General features: G+C 37.9%; 23 protein-coding genes and 1 pseudogene. 15 read left to right on the top strand and 9 right to left on the bottom strand.

All coding sequences use genetic code 11. The features are described 5' to 3' along the window. Positions 1-300 precede the first annotated feature (300 nt). Both Q7O90_RS03590 and Q7O90_RS03585 read left to right on the top strand, forming a co-directional pair. Positions 301-1389, top strand: a pseudogene (locus Q7O90_RS03590) (DUF3114 domain-containing protein). Further along, a complete protein-coding gene (locus Q7O90_RS03585; RefSeq protein WP_304127607.1) occupies positions 1374-2021 on the top strand; it encodes a hypothetical protein in 648 nt (215 codons plus the stop codon). The pseudogene Q7O90_RS03590 and the gene Q7O90_RS03585 overlap by 16 nt, the downstream one beginning before the upstream one ends. Before the next feature lie 69 nt (positions 2022-2090). Here Q7O90_RS03585 and Q7O90_RS03580 read toward each other — a convergent pair whose 3' ends face one another. Both Q7O90_RS03580 and Q7O90_RS03575 read right to left on the bottom strand, forming a co-directional pair. Continuing rightward, positions 2091-2615, bottom strand: a complete 525-nt coding sequence (locus Q7O90_RS03580) for a hypothetical protein (RefSeq protein ID WP_304127606.1) — start codon at positions 2613-2615, stop codon at positions 2091-2093. 270 nt (positions 2616-2885) lie between these two features. Beyond that, positions 2886-3605 carry a hypothetical protein gene (locus Q7O90_RS03575; protein ID WP_304127603.1) on the bottom strand — a complete coding sequence of 240 codons (720 nt, stop codon included), beginning with the start codon at positions 3603-3605 and terminating at the stop codon, positions 2886-2888. Positions 3606-3859: 254 nt separating this feature from the next. On the opposite strand from Q7O90_RS03575, the gene Q7O90_RS03570 reads away from it, so the two are divergent. Next, complete coding sequence (locus Q7O90_RS03570) at positions 3860-5725, top strand: AMP-dependent synthetase/ligase (protein WP_304127601.1); 1866 nt, start codon at positions 3860-3862, stop codon at positions 5723-5725. A 121-nt stretch (positions 5726-5846) separates the two neighbouring features. Here Q7O90_RS03570 and Q7O90_RS03565 read toward each other — a convergent pair whose 3' ends face one another. The 5 genes from Q7O90_RS03565 to Q7O90_RS03545 form a co-directional block, all read right to left on the bottom strand. After that, positions 5847-6287 (bottom strand): hypothetical protein, encoded by a 441-nt coding sequence (locus tag Q7O90_RS03565; protein WP_304127599.1) that lies wholly within the window; start codon positions 6285-6287, stop codon positions 5847-5849. Between the two features lie 353 nt (positions 6288-6640). Next, positions 6641-7738, bottom strand: a complete 1098-nt coding sequence (locus Q7O90_RS03560; protein WP_304127596.1) for a tyrosine-type recombinase/integrase — start codon at positions 7736-7738, stop codon at positions 6641-6643. A 143-nt stretch (positions 7739-7881) separates the two neighbouring features. Beyond that, a complete protein-coding gene (locus Q7O90_RS03555) occupies positions 7882-9366 on the bottom strand; it encodes an RNA-binding domain-containing protein (protein ID WP_304127593.1) in 1485 nt (494 codons plus the stop codon). A 365-nt stretch (positions 9367-9731) separates the two neighbouring features. After that, positions 9732-10655 carry a tetratricopeptide repeat protein gene (locus tag Q7O90_RS03550; RefSeq protein ID WP_304127592.1) on the bottom strand — a complete coding sequence of 308 codons (924 nt, stop codon included), beginning with the start codon at positions 10653-10655 and terminating at the stop codon, positions 9732-9734. A 36-nt stretch (positions 10656-10691) separates the two neighbouring features. Then, entirely contained in the window at positions 10692-11321 is a 630-nt protein-coding gene (locus tag Q7O90_RS03545) for a LexA family protein (protein ID WP_304127589.1), read from the bottom strand. Between the two features lie 191 nt (positions 11322-11512). Between Q7O90_RS03545 and Q7O90_RS03540 the strand changes: the two genes are divergently transcribed. Together Q7O90_RS03540 and Q7O90_RS03535 are read left to right on the top strand one after the other, a co-directional pair. After that, positions 11513-11698 carry a helix-turn-helix transcriptional regulator gene (locus tag Q7O90_RS03540; RefSeq protein WP_304127586.1) on the top strand — a complete coding sequence of 62 codons (186 nt, stop codon included), beginning with the start codon at positions 11513-11515 and terminating at the stop codon, positions 11696-11698. A gap of 62 nt (positions 11699-11760) precedes the next feature. Beyond that, a complete protein-coding gene (locus Q7O90_RS03535) occupies positions 11761-11904 on the top strand; it encodes a hypothetical protein (protein ID WP_304127581.1) in 144 nt (47 codons plus the stop codon). On the opposite strand, the gene Q7O90_RS03530 is transcribed toward Q7O90_RS03535, so the two are convergent. After that, complete coding sequence (locus Q7O90_RS03530; RefSeq protein WP_304127578.1) at positions 11879-12091, bottom strand: hypothetical protein; 213 nt, start codon at positions 12089-12091, stop codon at positions 11879-11881. The two genes, Q7O90_RS03535 and Q7O90_RS03530, sit on opposite strands and share 26 nt — an antisense overlap. Positions 12092-12188: 97 nt before the next feature. Here Q7O90_RS03530 and Q7O90_RS03525 point away from each other — a divergent pair, with 97 nt between their 5' ends. The 3 genes from Q7O90_RS03525 (at position 12189) to Q7O90_RS03515 (ending at position 12921) form a co-directional block, all read left to right on the top strand. Then, positions 12189-12395, top strand: coding sequence for a helix-turn-helix transcriptional regulator (locus Q7O90_RS03525; RefSeq protein WP_304127573.1), 207 nt, complete (start codon positions 12189-12191; stop codon positions 12393-12395). A 50-nt stretch (positions 12396-12445) separates the two neighbouring features. Then, complete coding sequence (locus tag Q7O90_RS03520) at positions 12446-12646, top strand: hypothetical protein (protein WP_304127571.1); 201 nt, start codon at positions 12446-12448, stop codon at positions 12644-12646. A 68-nt stretch (positions 12647-12714) separates the two neighbouring features. Further along, positions 12715-12921 carry a hypothetical protein gene (locus tag Q7O90_RS03515; protein ID WP_304127568.1) on the top strand — a complete coding sequence of 69 codons (207 nt, stop codon included), beginning with the start codon at positions 12715-12717 and terminating at the stop codon, positions 12919-12921. Positions 12922-12932: 11 nt separating this feature from the next. Here the strand turns inward: Q7O90_RS03515 and Q7O90_RS03510 are convergent, their stop codons facing one another. Beyond that, the gene (locus tag Q7O90_RS03510) at positions 12933-13280 is read right to left on the bottom strand and encodes a hypothetical protein (protein WP_304127562.1); all 348 of its coding nucleotides are present in this window, start codon (positions 13278-13280) and stop codon (positions 12933-12935) included. 90 nt (positions 13281-13370) lie between these two features. Between Q7O90_RS03510 and Q7O90_RS03505 the strand changes: the two genes are divergently transcribed. From Q7O90_RS03505 to Q7O90_RS03475, 7 genes are all read left to right on the top strand, one after another. Beyond that, positions 13371-13646, top strand: a complete 276-nt coding sequence (locus tag Q7O90_RS03505) for a hypothetical protein (RefSeq protein WP_304127560.1) — start codon at positions 13371-13373, stop codon at positions 13644-13646. A gap of 137 nt (positions 13647-13783) precedes the next feature. Next, complete coding sequence (locus Q7O90_RS03500; protein WP_304127557.1) at positions 13784-13993, top strand: hypothetical protein; 210 nt, start codon at positions 13784-13786, stop codon at positions 13991-13993. Continuing rightward, on the top strand, positions 13984-14379 hold the full coding sequence (locus Q7O90_RS03495; RefSeq protein ID WP_304127554.1) for a hypothetical protein: 396 nt from the start codon (positions 13984-13986) through the stop codon (positions 14377-14379). Before Q7O90_RS03500 ends, Q7O90_RS03495 begins: the two co-directional genes overlap by 10 nt. A 19-nt stretch (positions 14380-14398) precedes the next feature. Beyond that, positions 14399-14623 (top strand): hypothetical protein, encoded by a 225-nt coding sequence (locus Q7O90_RS03490; RefSeq protein ID WP_304127552.1) that lies wholly within the window; start codon positions 14399-14401, stop codon positions 14621-14623. 16 nt (positions 14624-14639) lie between these two features. Beyond that, the gene (locus Q7O90_RS03485) at positions 14640-14864 is read left to right on the top strand and encodes a YdbC family protein (RefSeq protein WP_304127549.1); all 225 of its coding nucleotides are present in this window, start codon (positions 14640-14642) and stop codon (positions 14862-14864) included. A gap of 30 nt (positions 14865-14894) precedes the next feature. Beyond that, entirely contained in the window at positions 14895-15224 is a 330-nt protein-coding gene (locus Q7O90_RS03480; RefSeq protein ID WP_304127546.1) for a Cas9 inhibitor AcrIIA9 family protein, read from the top strand. An 11-nt stretch (positions 15225-15235) separates the two neighbouring features. Next, positions 15236-16376: hypothetical protein (locus Q7O90_RS03475; protein WP_304127543.1), on the top strand; the 1141-nt coding region annotated here is incomplete at its 3' end.

The following is a 16376-nucleotide window of genomic DNA, read 5'->3' as shown; positions in this document are numbered from 1 at the left end:
AAGATGGACAAGAAAGCGGAGCAGGAGCGCCTAGCGGAAGAGGCGCGTCTAACGGGGCAAAGTCAGTAGACAATTTTCAGAAAGCTCGAATTCGAGCTTTCTGTTTTCACATTAAGAAATTACAATATGTAAAATGCCACAAAGAACCTATTCAGCACCGGAGATAGCACAGCAGAACAGATAAACGCAGCCCTGTCAGATCTCGGTAAGTCATTTAGTGCGGGCGCATTTCATCCAAACCTAGAAGCTTCATGGAGGGCAAAGCTAAAGGAAGAGGTAAAGGAGCTGGATGTTATTAACATGTTCGGTATTAAGAGACCTAAGTCAATAGATGATAAAACATGGGAAAAGTACCAAGAGGATGTTACAGCTAAGGTGCTTCTGCTAGAAAAACAAGGCTGGCCTATAGAAAGTATTAAAGAATTTGGCAAGTATTTCAAAGAGATGCTTGGGAGAAAAGGTCAATCTTCCAATATGTCTGAAGCTATCGCATCTTGCTATAGAGATACTCAAATAGTCGGAACTAAAGCATTTGATAACATGTGGTATGCCTGGAAGGCAGAGGGCATATCTGCTTCCGAGAGCAAGAAGAAACTATCTGTACTGATGAAAATTACAGGGATGGACAAACTGGATGAAAAATCATCCGCAGACCAACTAAGAGCAGCAGCAGATAAGATAAACAAAAAGATGAAACCCGATGATAAGTTCTGGGGCAGCCTAGCTAGTACAGTAGAAAAAGCATATTATCCAAGCGGTATGAAAGGTGACTTAGGAAAGTAGCTACATCTGTTCAGATACGTAATATCCTATCAGCAGGCTAAATACATAGTGGATAACTACAAAGGGCGAACAGACGAAGAAAAGCTGATAAACTATATAGTAAAAGAGAAAATCTGGAACTGGACAGCGGAGGAGTCTACGAGGCTACATCTTAAGTCATATTATGACACTAGTGCAAAAAAGAATTTATACCCTGATGGACACAGTACAGTAAATGGAGGAATCAATCTCAAAGTTGTTACTAATGCTAGATTTCGTTCAGAGTTTATAATCAATGGGGATGGTAAATTTCTTACTCTTTTGGACGAGCATGCAACTCAGGATGCTAAGGTAAACTGTTCTAGCTTTAATTATGCACGTCGCAATGACAAGGTGCATACGGTGCTTGATGTGGATCCTGCTGGTGAAAAATACAATTATGAACCTCAATTTAGAGAGGAAGCTAAAAATGTGCTTGATAATAATGGAAATCAGGTAAAAGATAATAAGGGAAATAGTGGAGTATTTCAGGCACCAAAACTTGATGATATGTGGAAATATAATAAAGATATAAAACGTAGACAAGATAACTTCAAAAGAGAGGTATTTGCATGCATAAAACAATGAACTTAAAGTCTAAAATATTTATAGTTGTAATCATACTAATTATGTCAATCACTGTAATAAAGAAAAAGGTTATAGATCCGCAACCAATCAGAGAAATTAAAACTAATATGGTATACATTGGAGGAAGTGGGAAATATTATCCTAAAAGTAATTATTCACGGTATTATATTGAGTTTAAAGACAATAAAACGTTTATAATGATGTATGATGACAGCAGAGGAAAAGAGGAAGACTATTTTGAGGACGGTTATAGAAGCTATCCAGAGATTGAAATGTTTTTCGGTAGTTATGAAATAAAGAATGGGAATTATATTCTTACTATGGAAGATAGGGGTAAGGTTGAATTCAAAGGCGCAAATGCAGTAAAAGATAAAAAAATTAATGTGTTTTACCAAAAAAAGTATAAAGATGGGAAAAAATTGACAGAAACGATTTTTTTTACAAAAAGAGGGAATTATGTACTTGGTTACTCTAGAAACTCTGTGAAATCATATGATGAAAAACTCCCCTATTACTGGTTGTACAACAAATCCGATATAAAGAAACTTCCTAGTTCTGTAGAAGAATTCCGCAAACAGTTTAAGATGGACAAGAAAGCTGAACAGGAGCGCCTAGCGGAGCAGAGTAGATAGTATATTTGTATGATAGATTTTCAGAAAGCTCGTACTCGAGCTTTCTGTTATTCTTTAGTCGGCGCAAATTCATTCAGCCTCCAGCATATTCTCAATCCTTCTGCCCAGTGACAGGAGCACATCTACATCAGATATACTGCCTGTTGCAAAAGGGTTCCAGTTAGGGGACAGTAAACTCCCCCCTTCCCTGGCTCTGGCACGAAGTTTTATATCTTCGTAGTCAGTGAAGATATCTAGTGAGGCAGCTTTAGCGAAAAATTTAGAACTTGAGCCCTTGAATTTGCAAGAAGCTATAGTGCCCGAGAGAATCTCCGTATCGTCACACAGAATGGTAACTTCGCTTCCGTCAAGTATGACGATATAGTCTTTGACAAATCTCGATTGCAATTTTTTAGCTATATAAAAGCTGTAATTAACACAGGCAAAAATAATCAATATGAAAAGATTTGGATGTGACCTAGTCACATCACCGAGGTTAAGGTAGAACAAAATCAGTTGTATCACTAGGAGGGGCAGCATTATTAGAGCAGGGAAAAGAAGCCCTACATAAACATCTGACTTAGCCGTCGCCGCAGAAAAAGTATATCTCTCCATGTTAGTACCTCATAAATTACAAATAACTACCCCTATCTTATACCTAATAAATAGGAGTCACCAGAAATATTTTAGCTATGCTGTAGAAATATGAGCTGAGAATCAACAAAAGAGAAGCCAGCACATTGCTTGCTTCTCTTAACTCCTATCATCACAAATATATTCGTCCGTGCATCAACGGACCGAGGCTCTCTCTTCGATGTTCGTGTAGCGCGGGGATTATAGGGATCCTTTTGCCGGTATAATATCGATTACGAAAGCCGTAAACTCTTACCAATTTGTCGCTATGTCTATCTGCGTTGGATTACTTGTCGCAAAACCACCTGTATCGCATACGATACCAGTTCCAAGAGATGTTGGGACTAAAGAACCCTTAGGGTGAGTCTTGTAGCTAGCTGCAACCATTACATAGTTGCCTAGCATCTTAACTCCATCTGCTCTAACCCAGTAGTCAGATGATGAATATCCAAATCTACCCATAGCCGCTACAACTCTCGACATGTTGAGATTGTAGTAGGTTTCCTTGCCAGAAGGACCATTGTTGGTTCCCTTGGACTTAGAGAGAACACTTCCAGAATAAGTGTATTTTATGGAAGTAGCTGTGCGACTCGACTCGCTGTTTTTTGCTTCCTCTTCAGCTTTCTTCTTTGCCTTCTCATCCTCGACTGCCTTTATAGTATTAGTTCCAGTTGAAACTAAAGGAGCTGAATAAGAAGTGGTAGTTGCATGAGTAGCAACAGTGTCAGCTACTGAATCTGTCATAGTTGGGACAGGCACATTAGCTGCATCAACAGCAACTTCAATCTCAGTGCAGTCTGGAATGTCGGATTCCTGCTTGTGCTGAGCAGTTATCTTTGCGGGGATGCCTGTACGAGCTGAATCGGACTGAGTAGCAGCAGCGACGTACTTGCTCGTAGACACTACGAAGATGAGTAGTAGACATACGAGAGACACGAGGTGCGCTATCGATCTAATCTTTGCGTAATTCATACCGTCTCCTTACGTTCGGAATAACTTATGTTGCCTATTGTACCAAATAAATACATGAAAAATCTAAAGGCTATGTGAAAATTGCAACACGGCGATTATATAAAATCAAACACATTGCCGAGCGGATTACTAGGCAAAAGGGAATGCTTCGCGCCTGGTATTGTGATGCGTAGCATGACGATTTGCTTAATTTAAAATCGAATATATGATATGATTAATGTTAACTAAGAGTAATTTTGTGTGGAGAGCATGCTATGAATGATATGAGAAGCACGATTAATAGTGAGGCTATAGCTAACCCGTTTGGAGCTAACTCGTTTATCGAGAAGAAAGGCTCGGATTGTGGTCGCTACTGGTACAAGGACATTCGAGAGATTACGACGCTCAAGGACCTTCTTGCTGGAAGCGTTGAAAAGTACAGTGAGAGGCCTGCTTTTTGGGTAAAAGAAAAACGTGGTGGAGAATACATCCCCGTATCTTATGAGGTTCTAGGTCATGATGTCGAAGCCATTGGCACTATGCTGCTTGAGCTCGTAGATGATGAGAGACGCGTTGCGATCATTGGAGAGGGTAGCTATGAGTGGATAGCCTCATATCTTGCGGTTATGAACGCAGGACTTGTTGTGGTTCCAATCGACAAAGAGCTCGGTGGAGAAGAGATAAAGAACCTCCTCGATGCGTCAAACTGCCATACGGTAATCTGTTCATCGGAATGTGCCCCTAAGCTCTCTAATATCATAACAATCACAGATCTTATAATCACAGAATTTTACGGCGATAGAGTATCGCTCGAAGATGAGCCAAAGACACTTCTTGAGGATGCGACTAAATTTGAAAGGGCTGGTAGGAAGGTTCACCTATGGAGAGAGCTACTAATCAAGGGCGAGGATAAGCTTGAAGGAGGAGATACTTCTTTTGCAGATACTGAAATAGATCCAGACGAAATGGCGGTAATTCTCTTCACTTCAGGGACTACAGGCACTCCTAAGGGAGTAATGCTAACCCATCGCAATATCACAGTAAATATCATGGATGTGTGCCGCGTGGCGAATATCCATCCGTGGGATAAGACGCTCTCGATACTGCCTATTCACCACACTTATGAATGCACGCTCGGAATGTTACTCGTGCTATATCGCGGGGCAAGCACAGCGTTTTGCGAGGGCATGAAATATATCGTCAAGAATATGCACGAAGCTGAGAATACGGTTGTTATAGTTGTACCGAGGGTTCTCGAGATGATTCACGGCCGAATCATGAAGACAATTAAGAAGTCGGGAAAGGAAAAGACGTTTAGGAGAGCCCTAAAGGCTAGTCGCAGCGCGCGAAAGTTCGGCGTAAATGTGAGCAGAACTCTATTTAAGCAGATTATAAATGAACTCGGTGGCAAGCTCAGACTCGTAATTACAGGAGCTGCTGCGCTGGCGCCAGATATTTGTAGGGACTTTGAAGACTTTGGGATTATGGTGCTTCAGGGGTATGGAATGACCGAATGCACACCTCTGATTACAGGCACACCTCAGAGCGCTTCTAAGACGAGGTATGATAAATCTGGATCTGTAGGAGTGCCAGTGGAGACTGGAACTGTGCGTATCATTAACCCGGATGAAAATGGCATTGGAGAGATATTATTTAAAGGTCCAAATGTAATGCTCGGCTACTATAACCTCCCCGAGGCAACTGAAGAAGTGCTTGAGGATGGCTGGCTCAGAACGGGTGATATCGGATACTTCGATGCGGATGGATGGCTATTCCTGACTGGGCGCGCTAAGAATGTAATCGTAACGAATGCTGGAGAGAACATCTATCCTGAGGAAATTGAGGACTATATCAATAGACATCCGTACATATCTGATTCTATGGTATTTGCATCAGGCGAATCAGAGGATGTAGTTGCAGTACAGATTCTTCCAGATAAAGACGAGATAAAGGATGAACTCGGAAGTATTCCGTCAGACGATGAGCTTGAAACGCTTATAAAAGGTGTTGTCACGGAGCTCAATATGGGGCTCGCTCCGTTCAAGCGAATCCGCGAGGTCTACGTCCGCAAAGAAGATTTCGTGAGGACGACTACGCGCAAGATAAAACGCCAGGATAATAAGCTGGAGGATTTGAAGTAGGGGAGAAACGAGGCGAATCTTTAAAACCATACAAAAGCCATTTTTTAGATAACACTAAAAAATGGCTTTTAAGATATGAAAATTAAAATTGCGGTGAAATAAATCTGTAGATTAGAATGAGCTATTTGTTCAACTGATTTAGAAGCAAGTCGATATCGGTTGAGAATGGAGGCTTGATTCCAGATTCATAATCTTTAAGGTATTTCTGACAACTGGACACTATTAGTTTCTCGTTTTTATCAATAATTGCTTTAATTATTGAATAGAACATCTTATCAGTATTGAATTTTTGAGCTTTAGTTCTATCTATAGGGAACATTTTTATATAGTGTATACCGTGACGATGCCCACTTTTTGTTGTAGGTCTTGGGGGTAAAGCAAAGTAATGGTTTTTAGGGGCAGATGGAGGGATGTTTGATCTTAATGGAACAGCAAAATCAATCCTAGCCCCTTTATATTTGAGGCGAAGTATTAGAACGCAGGGACGATGCGACTTTTTTAGCATTTCAGAGTCAATTGTGTAAGTCTGTAAATCTCTTGAATTTAACGATACTAGTTTCATAGGGTCTCCTGTAACAAAAGGGGCTTACCAAAATAGGCAAGCCCCTTACGAATGACGAATATTCTACGCAACATTGCGCCCCGTCCGTCACGGAAGCGAAACATACGAATGTATTATATTCTTACCGTAATACGCGGTGAATAAATAGACTATATCAGATAACCCCAATAAATACTATAGAATTTATGTGAAAATTAAATGCTATCAAAATGTAACTATACAAAATAAAAAAGCGCAACCCTATCGAGTTGCGCTTTTTGGTGCGTGATCAGGGGTTCGAACCCTGGACACCCTGATTAAGAGTCTCGTTTTATTATCAGCGATTTTAGCCCTTATTAGATTAATATCACAGGCTATACCCCACGACTATATTTATCTATTAGTTCTGCCGCATTGTTAAGTGCTGCATCTGATTTATGAGTATATATCTTTGATGTTACAGCTATATCCTCATGTCCCATAAGTTCCTTGGCTACATTAATTGGTACACCTGCAGCTTGTAAATCAGTACAGTAAGTATGTCTATAACAATATAAGGTTAGATCCGCTTGAACAAAATAAGGTGGCATAATCTGGTGCTTCTGCGGGTGAATCTTACAGCCTGCAGCTATATTCATTTCACGCTTAAAATTCTTCCACAAATCGTTTATAGATGACTTAGTATATCTTTCACCTCTTGTATTCGCACAAACAAGCATTGAATCCTTTGTAATATCATCATGCTCTGCAATTAACCTATCTAACAAAACTCCAGGAATAGGTATGCTCCGCATTCCAGCTTTAGTCTTTGTAAATCCTCGAACTATCCCATCTGATTTTAAAGCTTTATTAACAGTTACACGTTTGGATGCAAAGTCAATATCAGACCATTGAAGAGGTGCGATTTCTTGAGGCCTAAGACCACAATACAACATAAGCAATATAAATAGTCCGCCTCGGTGATAATTTGCAACCTTGAGTGAAATTTCTCGTTCCTCGCTAGTTAAAGCTCGCCTCTTTTTAGGAGTCCTTCCTTGAGGCTTTTTTATACCGGTCATAGGATTTTGCACAACGAGTTCATTTTCAAGTGCAGTATTAAATATTTGATTCAAAATATCATAGATTTTAGCATTGAATGAGTATGAATAATTCTGAAGAGGGTTAAGCACTTTCTTTATATGAAGAGGCTTAACAGAGCTTAATCTCATATGTCCGATAGTCGGCACAATAAATCTCTCACACATAGCCTGGATATCTTTATACCATCGATAGTTAACTTCTGGTTCCTTGTAATTATTTAGCCATTCATTAATCCAAATAGCTACCTGCGTATTACGACTAATCTCCACCTTTCCAGCTTCAAGTTGAGATTTAAGGATAGCTCTTTTTTCAATTGCTTCAATTTCAGTTTTACCGTACACATATCTGCGTTTTCCCTCAAAGGTAAATGTCTTTTTATAATAATCAGCCATGATCTATCCATTTCCGAGCACAAAAAGTGCCCTGCTTGTAATAACAAGGCATCGCTGATATACTCATGTTGGAACTTTGTGTATCAAGCGATGCCAATTTCTACAACCGTGCCTGTTGCCGCAGGTGCGGTTGTTTTTTCTTATTAGAATGAAGATAGAAATATTCTAGCGGATGTAAGCCATTCATCACTTCCCAGCACAACTCGATATCTAGTAGATTTTCCATTTCCAATCTTTTCTATTTTTCCGTCGTTTACTAGTTTTGCTAATATATTTCTTACCTTGTATTCAGTGAATCCCAAATTAGATTGTAATTCTTTAGTAGAAACTTGCACTCTAGATTTAACTATATATGAAAAAACAGCTTTTTCATCATTAGAAAGTTCAGGATATGAATCAACTAAATCTATATACCAAATTGTTAACTCTGTATAATCTATGCATGTTTTTAACTCTGGCATACGAAAAGAATGTCTCGTTGTAGTTTCGTATATTTGAGGTCCCCCGCCCCCTTGTCTTTCTGAAGCACCTATATATCTAAAGAAGGTCATTATAAGTTCGTTTCGTGGTATTGATTGCCCACCTCTAAAAAACTGTCCTTTAGTTATAAGCATCTGCCCAGGGTTTGTGAAAGTAATCCAACCGTTATGCATAACGATTTTTATTGACGGTGATGCAAGTTCGTAGTCTGCATGTGCTAGACAATTAGTAAATGCTTCACGAACTACTGTATCAAAGTCAGCTGTGGTTGTTCTAACTTGGTTTTCGTCTAAATCAAAAGCCTGATTTAGTTGATTCTTCATTTTTGCTGAGACGGATGTAAAAAAATTATATACATTCATCTCAATCTCTGAAAGTTCATCGGTAGCAACTCTATCTATCCACCTGCTCTCTGAACTTGACCTATTCTGAAAATCTAGAAAGTAGTTTGGGAAAAACTTTCTTATCGATTGGTATTTCCCTAGAAATAAAAGAGTGCCTTTTTTAATACGTGAAACATTTGAGTCATCTTTTGTTATAGCTCCAATCCTTAATAAGAAATTCTCTTGAGTCATCTCGGGATCAATGATATGCGGATTTCGAGAAGTCACCGTTTCTTTGAATAGAGCAATAGTAACAGGATCAAGATCACTAAGTTTTGCATCAAGTAGAATATCGCTGCTAGAATTTGGAGTTGCATTTCTAATGAAGGCACGTAGTTGTGCATCTGTAATTTTGCGATCTCCATCACCTGATCTTATGTAAGCATTGGAATAATTTCCGTTGAGAAACACAGGCTTGTGTAGGTAACTCACTTCAGGGATGTCAATCATTAATATAGATTTGTCACCTTGTGTAAGTACGCGAATCGAATCATTAGACAATGCATTAAAACTAACTTTTTGTTGGTTTGATAGTTGATCCCATAAAACCTTCATAATCTTATCAGGATTTATTACTCCCACAATTTCATTGTATGGTTGAGATTCCTTTACTCCTAAAAAAATAACTCCACCATCTGTGTTACAAAAAGCTGAATACGAAGGCCAAAACTCTTTGGGCAATTCTTTATGTGATGCTTTTAGTTCTACCGTTGAACTTTCTCGTAGTTCTCTCAGCAAATCAAATATAGTCGACTCTGTTTTCATCTTAATTCCTTTCAAATCACGAGCAAATCACGAGCATAAAAAAACAATGGATCCATTGGAATTCAGGCATTTAGCTAATGAATCGCAATATCAAATTGACAAAATCACGAGCAAATCACGAGCAAATCACGAGCAAATCAACCTTGCTATTATAAACTAAACCATTGTTAAATGCGACAACGGCATAATTCAATTTATACTATCTGAAGCAGTTGCCGAGAATTTATCGGTAACTGAATTCTTTATTAATTCGCCTTCATATAAAATAATGTTCCCAAAACCTTCCATATAAACCTCCTAATTAATTCCACATATACACATATTTATGCAATATTTACATGGAACTTGTTCCATTTTGGAACAGGTTAAATTTTATATCCTTTGTCTTCTGCCGCCTTTACCAACTTCTGATAATTTTTTGAATTTCTATTCTTCATGTTTCGATATCCACCAAAAGATTTTGGTGCTATTTCTGGTAAAAATTCCCAAATCCAGTCATAATCTTTTCTATCTTTACTTAAAGCTTCAAATTCAGCAATATTTTTTTCAAATTCGATTTTTTCAGCTTTTGTACGATCATCAATAAAGCGACGGTTGCTTTGCTTTTTTAATGATGACATATTACCGACCGTAGGTATTGAGATACCATAGAAAAATGGAAATATATCAAAACTACAATCACAGCGTTTGACTTCGAGATATTTTTTCATAATCTCCGGATTAGGAAATCCGTGAGCTACATTCGAATCATACAGCCGACCATGAAATCTAGCACAATCCCCGCAAACATTTGGATTTCTGAGAACTTCTACAGCTCCAGCTTCTTGAAGTGCCAAATTAAAGTATGACAATGATGAACTATAAGAATTTGTTGCAGAATTAGAATTTCTCTTTTTGTTTACTTCTCTTGCCTCATCGAATCTCCGTGCCTGCTTAAGATAGTTCTCAAGACGCTCATAATCTGAATCACTGTAGAGTGTGGGTGAGTAGGGCATAATTTCAGTAGCCTTTTTTAAACATTCTATCGCCAAGTCGAGATTGCCATCTTGTTTGTAAATTGTGGCTTTGCGTTGCAAAACATACTCTACACTCTGTGTAAAATCACAATCGCACTCAAAGTTAGTTTTTGGCACAGGGATTCGTTGAATCTGCTCAATTGTATCAAATTTGTAGTACTTTGCAGCTGGTTTGAATTCTGAATCTAAATTATAACCAATTTCCGTTTCTTGACTGTTAGATTTAACAGTACTATTAACAGTTTGATGCTTGAAAAAATTAAACAAACCCATACAAATGTCCTTTCTGTTTTCTTTAGCTTAAACTAACTACACATACTTATGCAGCACACCAACACATCGCCCGATTATTCTCACTTCTTCGTAGTCAGTAACCATTGCATGATACTCAGGATTACAAGGATTAAGTATCAATGTGTCGCCATCCTGCGTAACTCTCTTTAGAGAAGCTTCGTTGTAATCTAATCTTTCAATCGCATATATTTGATCTTGAACAAAATCATAAGACTTTGAAATAAATACTATATCTCCATCATAGATATTGGCACCAATCATACTGTCGCCGTGTACTTTCAGGCAGTAATCCGCTTTAACATCTATATCTACTATAAATGTACCCTGGTAATCATCTTCGCATACCACACCATCTCCTGCGCATATAGTCCCCATGATGGGGAGCTTGTGTGCTGAAGGCAGAATGATATTCGATGGAAGTGGGCGATCTGACGATTTGTTTTCGAGATCTGTTTCGACTAACTCGCTAATAGATAGATGAAATATATCAGCAAGTTGTCTTAACACTCCCATATTAGGCTCTGAATCGCCAGTTTCCCATTTTTGAATAGTTGTGAATGATTTATAACCGACCATTTCTGCGAGTTCTTCTTGAGATATATTTCTTTGTCTTCTTAAAAATCTGATGTTATTTGCAAAGCTCATAAAAACTCCTTGTTATTCAACGATTAGCGTGTGCCTACATTATATCTAAAGTAGAAACAAAATCAAGTAAACTTGATAAAAAAACAAAATAAATTGAAATAATTTCAAATAAACTATTGACACTTGAAATTATTTCATGTAATGTTGTGACAACAGGAAACTTAAATTGAGAAAGGAAAGGTAATAATAAAATGAAATACTCACTAAAAGAGTTAAGAGCCAGGCTCGGTTTGACACAAGCAGAAATGGCAGAAAAACTTGGAGTTTCAACACAGACCTACAACTCTTGGGAGAATGATTTTTCAAAAGTCAAAATGAAAGATGCACTAAAAATAGCAAAGCTATGTGGAATTTCAATAGATGAATTTAAATTTTAATTTTTTTGCCCGTTACTTGAAATAATTTCATGTAATTAAAGAGCTGAAGAGGAGAAGTAAATATGAAAATAGGCAATAAAGAAGTAAAAGAAATAGTCATCAAAGATAACACTGGCGAACTTATCGCAGATATTACCGATGATGACATAATCTCGAAGACCGATATAATCGTCGAGCTTATTAGCCCAGATTGTTGTCCCTGTTAGGGTCAGGATTAGACACAGGAGTTTCAACTCCGTTAACAATCCTTACGTGGTAGTTAGGGTAATTCCCACTCTTGATTTGATTTACAAATTCAGAACGATTCATATCAGCACCGTTGTAATTGTCATGAAAATTTGTATTGCGTCCAGAATCATTTTCATTTGTAACCGTTACTCGTTTTCTACCCATAGAACATCCTCCTTTCTTTTATATTTGATTACACACAATATATTGTTGCGAACATGTGTTTGATAACAATATATCAGAAAGTAGAGGTAAGGTCAATATGAGGAAATCTGAAGAGATAAGAAACATACTCAAAATTGAGAGGCGAAAACGCAACATGAATTATAAAGAGTTCGGTGCGTTGCTGGGGTGTACAGGTCGCTCTGTATCTTACTGGGAAACAGGAAAGCGAAACATTTCACTGGATGCTGCAGATAAAGCTTTTAAGAATTTAGGAATTACAGTCACTATTGGAAAGAAGAACTGAAGAGGGGTACCCAAGATGGAGAAATGTCTTTATTTAAAGGAGGTGCACAGGTGAACAAACTCGAAGTAAAAGATAACAGATTCTACCTAAATGGTTCAGAACTAACATTCTTGACAGAAATCACCATAGACAAACTTTCGGATGAAAAGGCAAGAGTAAGTCTGTCTATGGTCGTAAAAACTACAGGTGAGATTGAATTGCCGATAGGGCTACACTGGACGCTATCTGCACGAGCGCCTGAACCGTGTTAACTCCAGCGTTTTTAGTATACCCGAGGTGATTATATATCACAAACAAGAGAAAGTTGAAGATAAAAGAAATGGATAAACAAACAATAGTCCGGGATATAAAAAAGGAAGTTGGGAACTGGCCATGCCAGTCTGACATAGCTAGATATCTGGGTAAGTCTAGAGATTACGTAATGAACCTAATGAATGGATGCGAATACATCACAGATGGTAAGAAAAAACAATACTTAGCATCTGATGTGGCAGACATGCTTATGAAGCAGAGAGTCTGTGACTAGTAGTATAAACGTCATTTAATGCATGCAATCACAGATGGTAGCTTATAAATGATTAATGTTGTAAGTAAGGATACGAGTATCGGTACAATTACAGATTTATAAACAAAAGCTTTAAATTCTAACCGTGTAATTTCGCGGTAATTTAGACCTTTGTGTTTCAATTCAAAATAATAAACGTAACTCTCTGCACTAGGAGAAAAATTGATATAACCATTTTCCTTCAAATGGACAAGTGCACTTTGAACTTTTAAGGGTGAATACTTATCACAGAGAATATTGAATTTTTTTTGAGCTGTCATACCGTCATTGGTATTACACATTTTTAAAAATTTGCGTTCGATTTTAGTCAGACGTTCCATTAATTAACAACTCCTTAAAAGATATTTTGGAAATTATATCACATGAGATGGAAGGTTAATAGAAAAAACAAGCAATAGGAGAAAACTACAATGAATAAAAAGAATCTAAAACCAATGATAACTGAAGAGGAGTTAACTGAAGCTGCAAAGGCGGCATATGAAAGTCATAAAAAGATACTGTATCTAAGCTTAGAGGATGCATTCGATATTGAATTTCCAGCTGAATTAGAGCCACTTGCAGAAATAATGTACTGCACAGGCTATGCAGATGCGATAGCGAATGCCTCGGTTGAAATAAATATCGATATTAAGAGCAACGAAAGGGCGGTGAATCAAGATGATGAAAGATTTCGTAGAATCGGTTAAGTATATGTGTTCAGACGAAGATGGAAATTTTCAACCGATTGCATTAGTAGGTTCAATCACTACCACCTTGTTCATCCCCCTACTGTGGGTATTCCTGTATGCCATAGGTTGTAATTGATAAAGGAGAAGAAGCAGAAATGGAATACAAACAAAAAATATGTAATGAGTTGCTATCAACGCTGCAACAAACAAGAGGCTTCTATGATTTGGTATCGCTAAAGTATGAACGTGAAAGTACACATGAACTTGTGGTTGCAACATTTAACAATGGGTATCAAAAGGCGGCTAATGTCACTGCTGATTCAGGAACAGCGATGATCATAGATATCATCAAACAATGTCAGTAACAATGGTAGAGGCTGGTTGCATATGTGATCGCTGTGGTCATGAACATGGAACGCCGGGAGATAATAGGGCGTTCAGATGGTGTCGTCGTATAAAAGGAACTATTTGCGATATATGCTGCAAGCAATGTGAATATAACGATGACTGGTACTGCTGGTATGATCCGGAAGGTCGCCAGAAAATGCGTGAACTTATATTCGCAAATAGAGAAGACGAAAGAACAATATGCAAGTTTCAAGACAGATTACGAACAGCACATAATCCTAGAACAAAAACGAAAGAAATCTTAATAGAGATCATTAAATCAAAGGAAAGGGATATCGAAGCTAGAGAGCAAGAATATGAACGACTGCACTCCAGAGAGGGTCAGCCAAGAGAAATGTTTTAGCGAAAGAGAGGAGGCGAACATGAAGCGCATTTTCTGCGATAGATGCGGAGAAGAAATTGATTATGAAAACCGTAGCAAACCACTCAATGTAGTAGGAGAAGCAGAGGGCTTGTATGATCTCTGTCCTCAGTGCATGGGGGATTTCAGAACCTTTATGAAAGATAAACCTCAAGTAGGTAAATGTGGTCATGGGGTGCAATCAAAGAAGATGGGACGCATATGCGGTATTAACTTTGAAGAGTAAAGAAACGAGGAGAAAAATGAATCAGATTAATTGCGAAATCAAGGAACATATAGGGATTATTTCAGAAAGCAAGAATGGATGGACGAAGGAACTCAATCTCGTGTCCTGGAATGATAATGATCCAAAGTATGACATACGAGAGTGGGATCCTAAGCACGAAAAGATGTCACGTGGTATCACTCTTACTGAAGAGGAAGCATATGAATTAAGTATCATACTGTCCGACGAATTTGAAGGTTAAAGATAGAGTAATAGCAACAGGAGAAAAATCATGAGTTTAGAAGTAATTAATAAGGCGAGAGAACAAATTACTGAAGAGTCACTGAAAATCGGTGGCTCTCTTGCCAATTTCATAGAAGAACACCTAAATGAAGTCTGCAAGACTGAAGATGTGGCAACGCATATAACGGCAGAAGGTAAATCAATTGAAGACTTAATCTCTAAAATTACATCCGAAGCCAGGAAAAATGCAAGGAATAATGTCGGATGCCTTACAGATGAAGAAGTGCTGCAAATCATTAATGATTACTATGAAATCCATATAAAACCATCATCAAATACTACTAGTCCAGGAACAATAGATATCCTTGATCTTATGTAGAGGAGGTGGATATGCAAATCAATTATAGAAATGCAGATAACTCACCTATAAATATTCGCTTTCCGGACAACTTTGAGGATTGGGTGAATCAGGAAACCTGTGCAGCAACTGTATATAACCGCTGGAAGAAAATAGCACATTGCTCACATTGCGGACATACCTGGGATTATACAGAGACTATCTATAAGAACGACGTTGTTTGCTGTCCTCACTGTGAAACAAGGGAAATAGCAATACCTCACACCACTATTCATTTTGAAACACATCAAAATTTCTTTTGGTTGTGGTTAGAAGATGAAAGTATATACTGCATCTCAGCCGGCAGCTACTGGAGATGTGCAGAAAAGAATGTTGAACAAATAGAAGACACTATTGAGATAGAAATTGAATCAATCAACGTAATCAACAGAGATGAACAGTATTCATATGGCTACATATGGAATTGGAGAACCGGGGAGTCTGAATGGGGGAAATACAAACCACAACATGTAATATCAAATGAACGATTTGTCGTGGATATAAATTCAGATGATCTTATTGCCCAAAGTTTTTTGAAACACATGGATATACATCTAAAAATGCGATCAAAAACAAATTTAGCTGATTCATATTTTGTTAACTACCTGATTGATGAGATGGTGTTTTGTGCAAGATATCCAAGTGTGGAATATATTAAAAAATCAGGACTTGCGCATCTGGTAGAGTACAAGCTTGAAAAAATACCAACATATATAAGACCAAACTGGCGAGCTAGAACGATTCCTGAACTATTGCGACTATCACCGCAGGATATCGATAAACTGAAGCAATGGGATTATTTCAACGCAGATGGAATATTAAGGTACAAGGTCCTTAAGAAGCAAAACAAAGTAAAAAAAGAACATATGGAACTATGCCAAAAATGGATTCCGGATGCGAGCTTCTTGTGTGGAAATGGATATGGTTATGGCTGGATAAAAGAACTGAGAGAATCTAATAATTTAATTCAGTTATTTAGATATCTTGAAAAACAATGCAAAACACAGGGCAATCCTTGTAACCGAGGTGAGATAGGAAGCTTATACAAAGATTATTATGTACAGCTTAAAGAACTGGAATATCCACAAAATGATTACTATCTATATCCTAAAAACTTAAAGGAAGCACATGATA

The organism is Mogibacterium diversum, assembly GCF_938028775.1.
Classification (GTDB): domain Bacteria; phylum Bacillota; class Clostridia; order Peptostreptococcales; family Anaerovoracaceae; genus Mogibacterium; species Mogibacterium diversum_A.
Note: the sequence above shows the minus strand (reverse complement) of the source record. Positions and strands in the feature narration are given on the sequence as shown.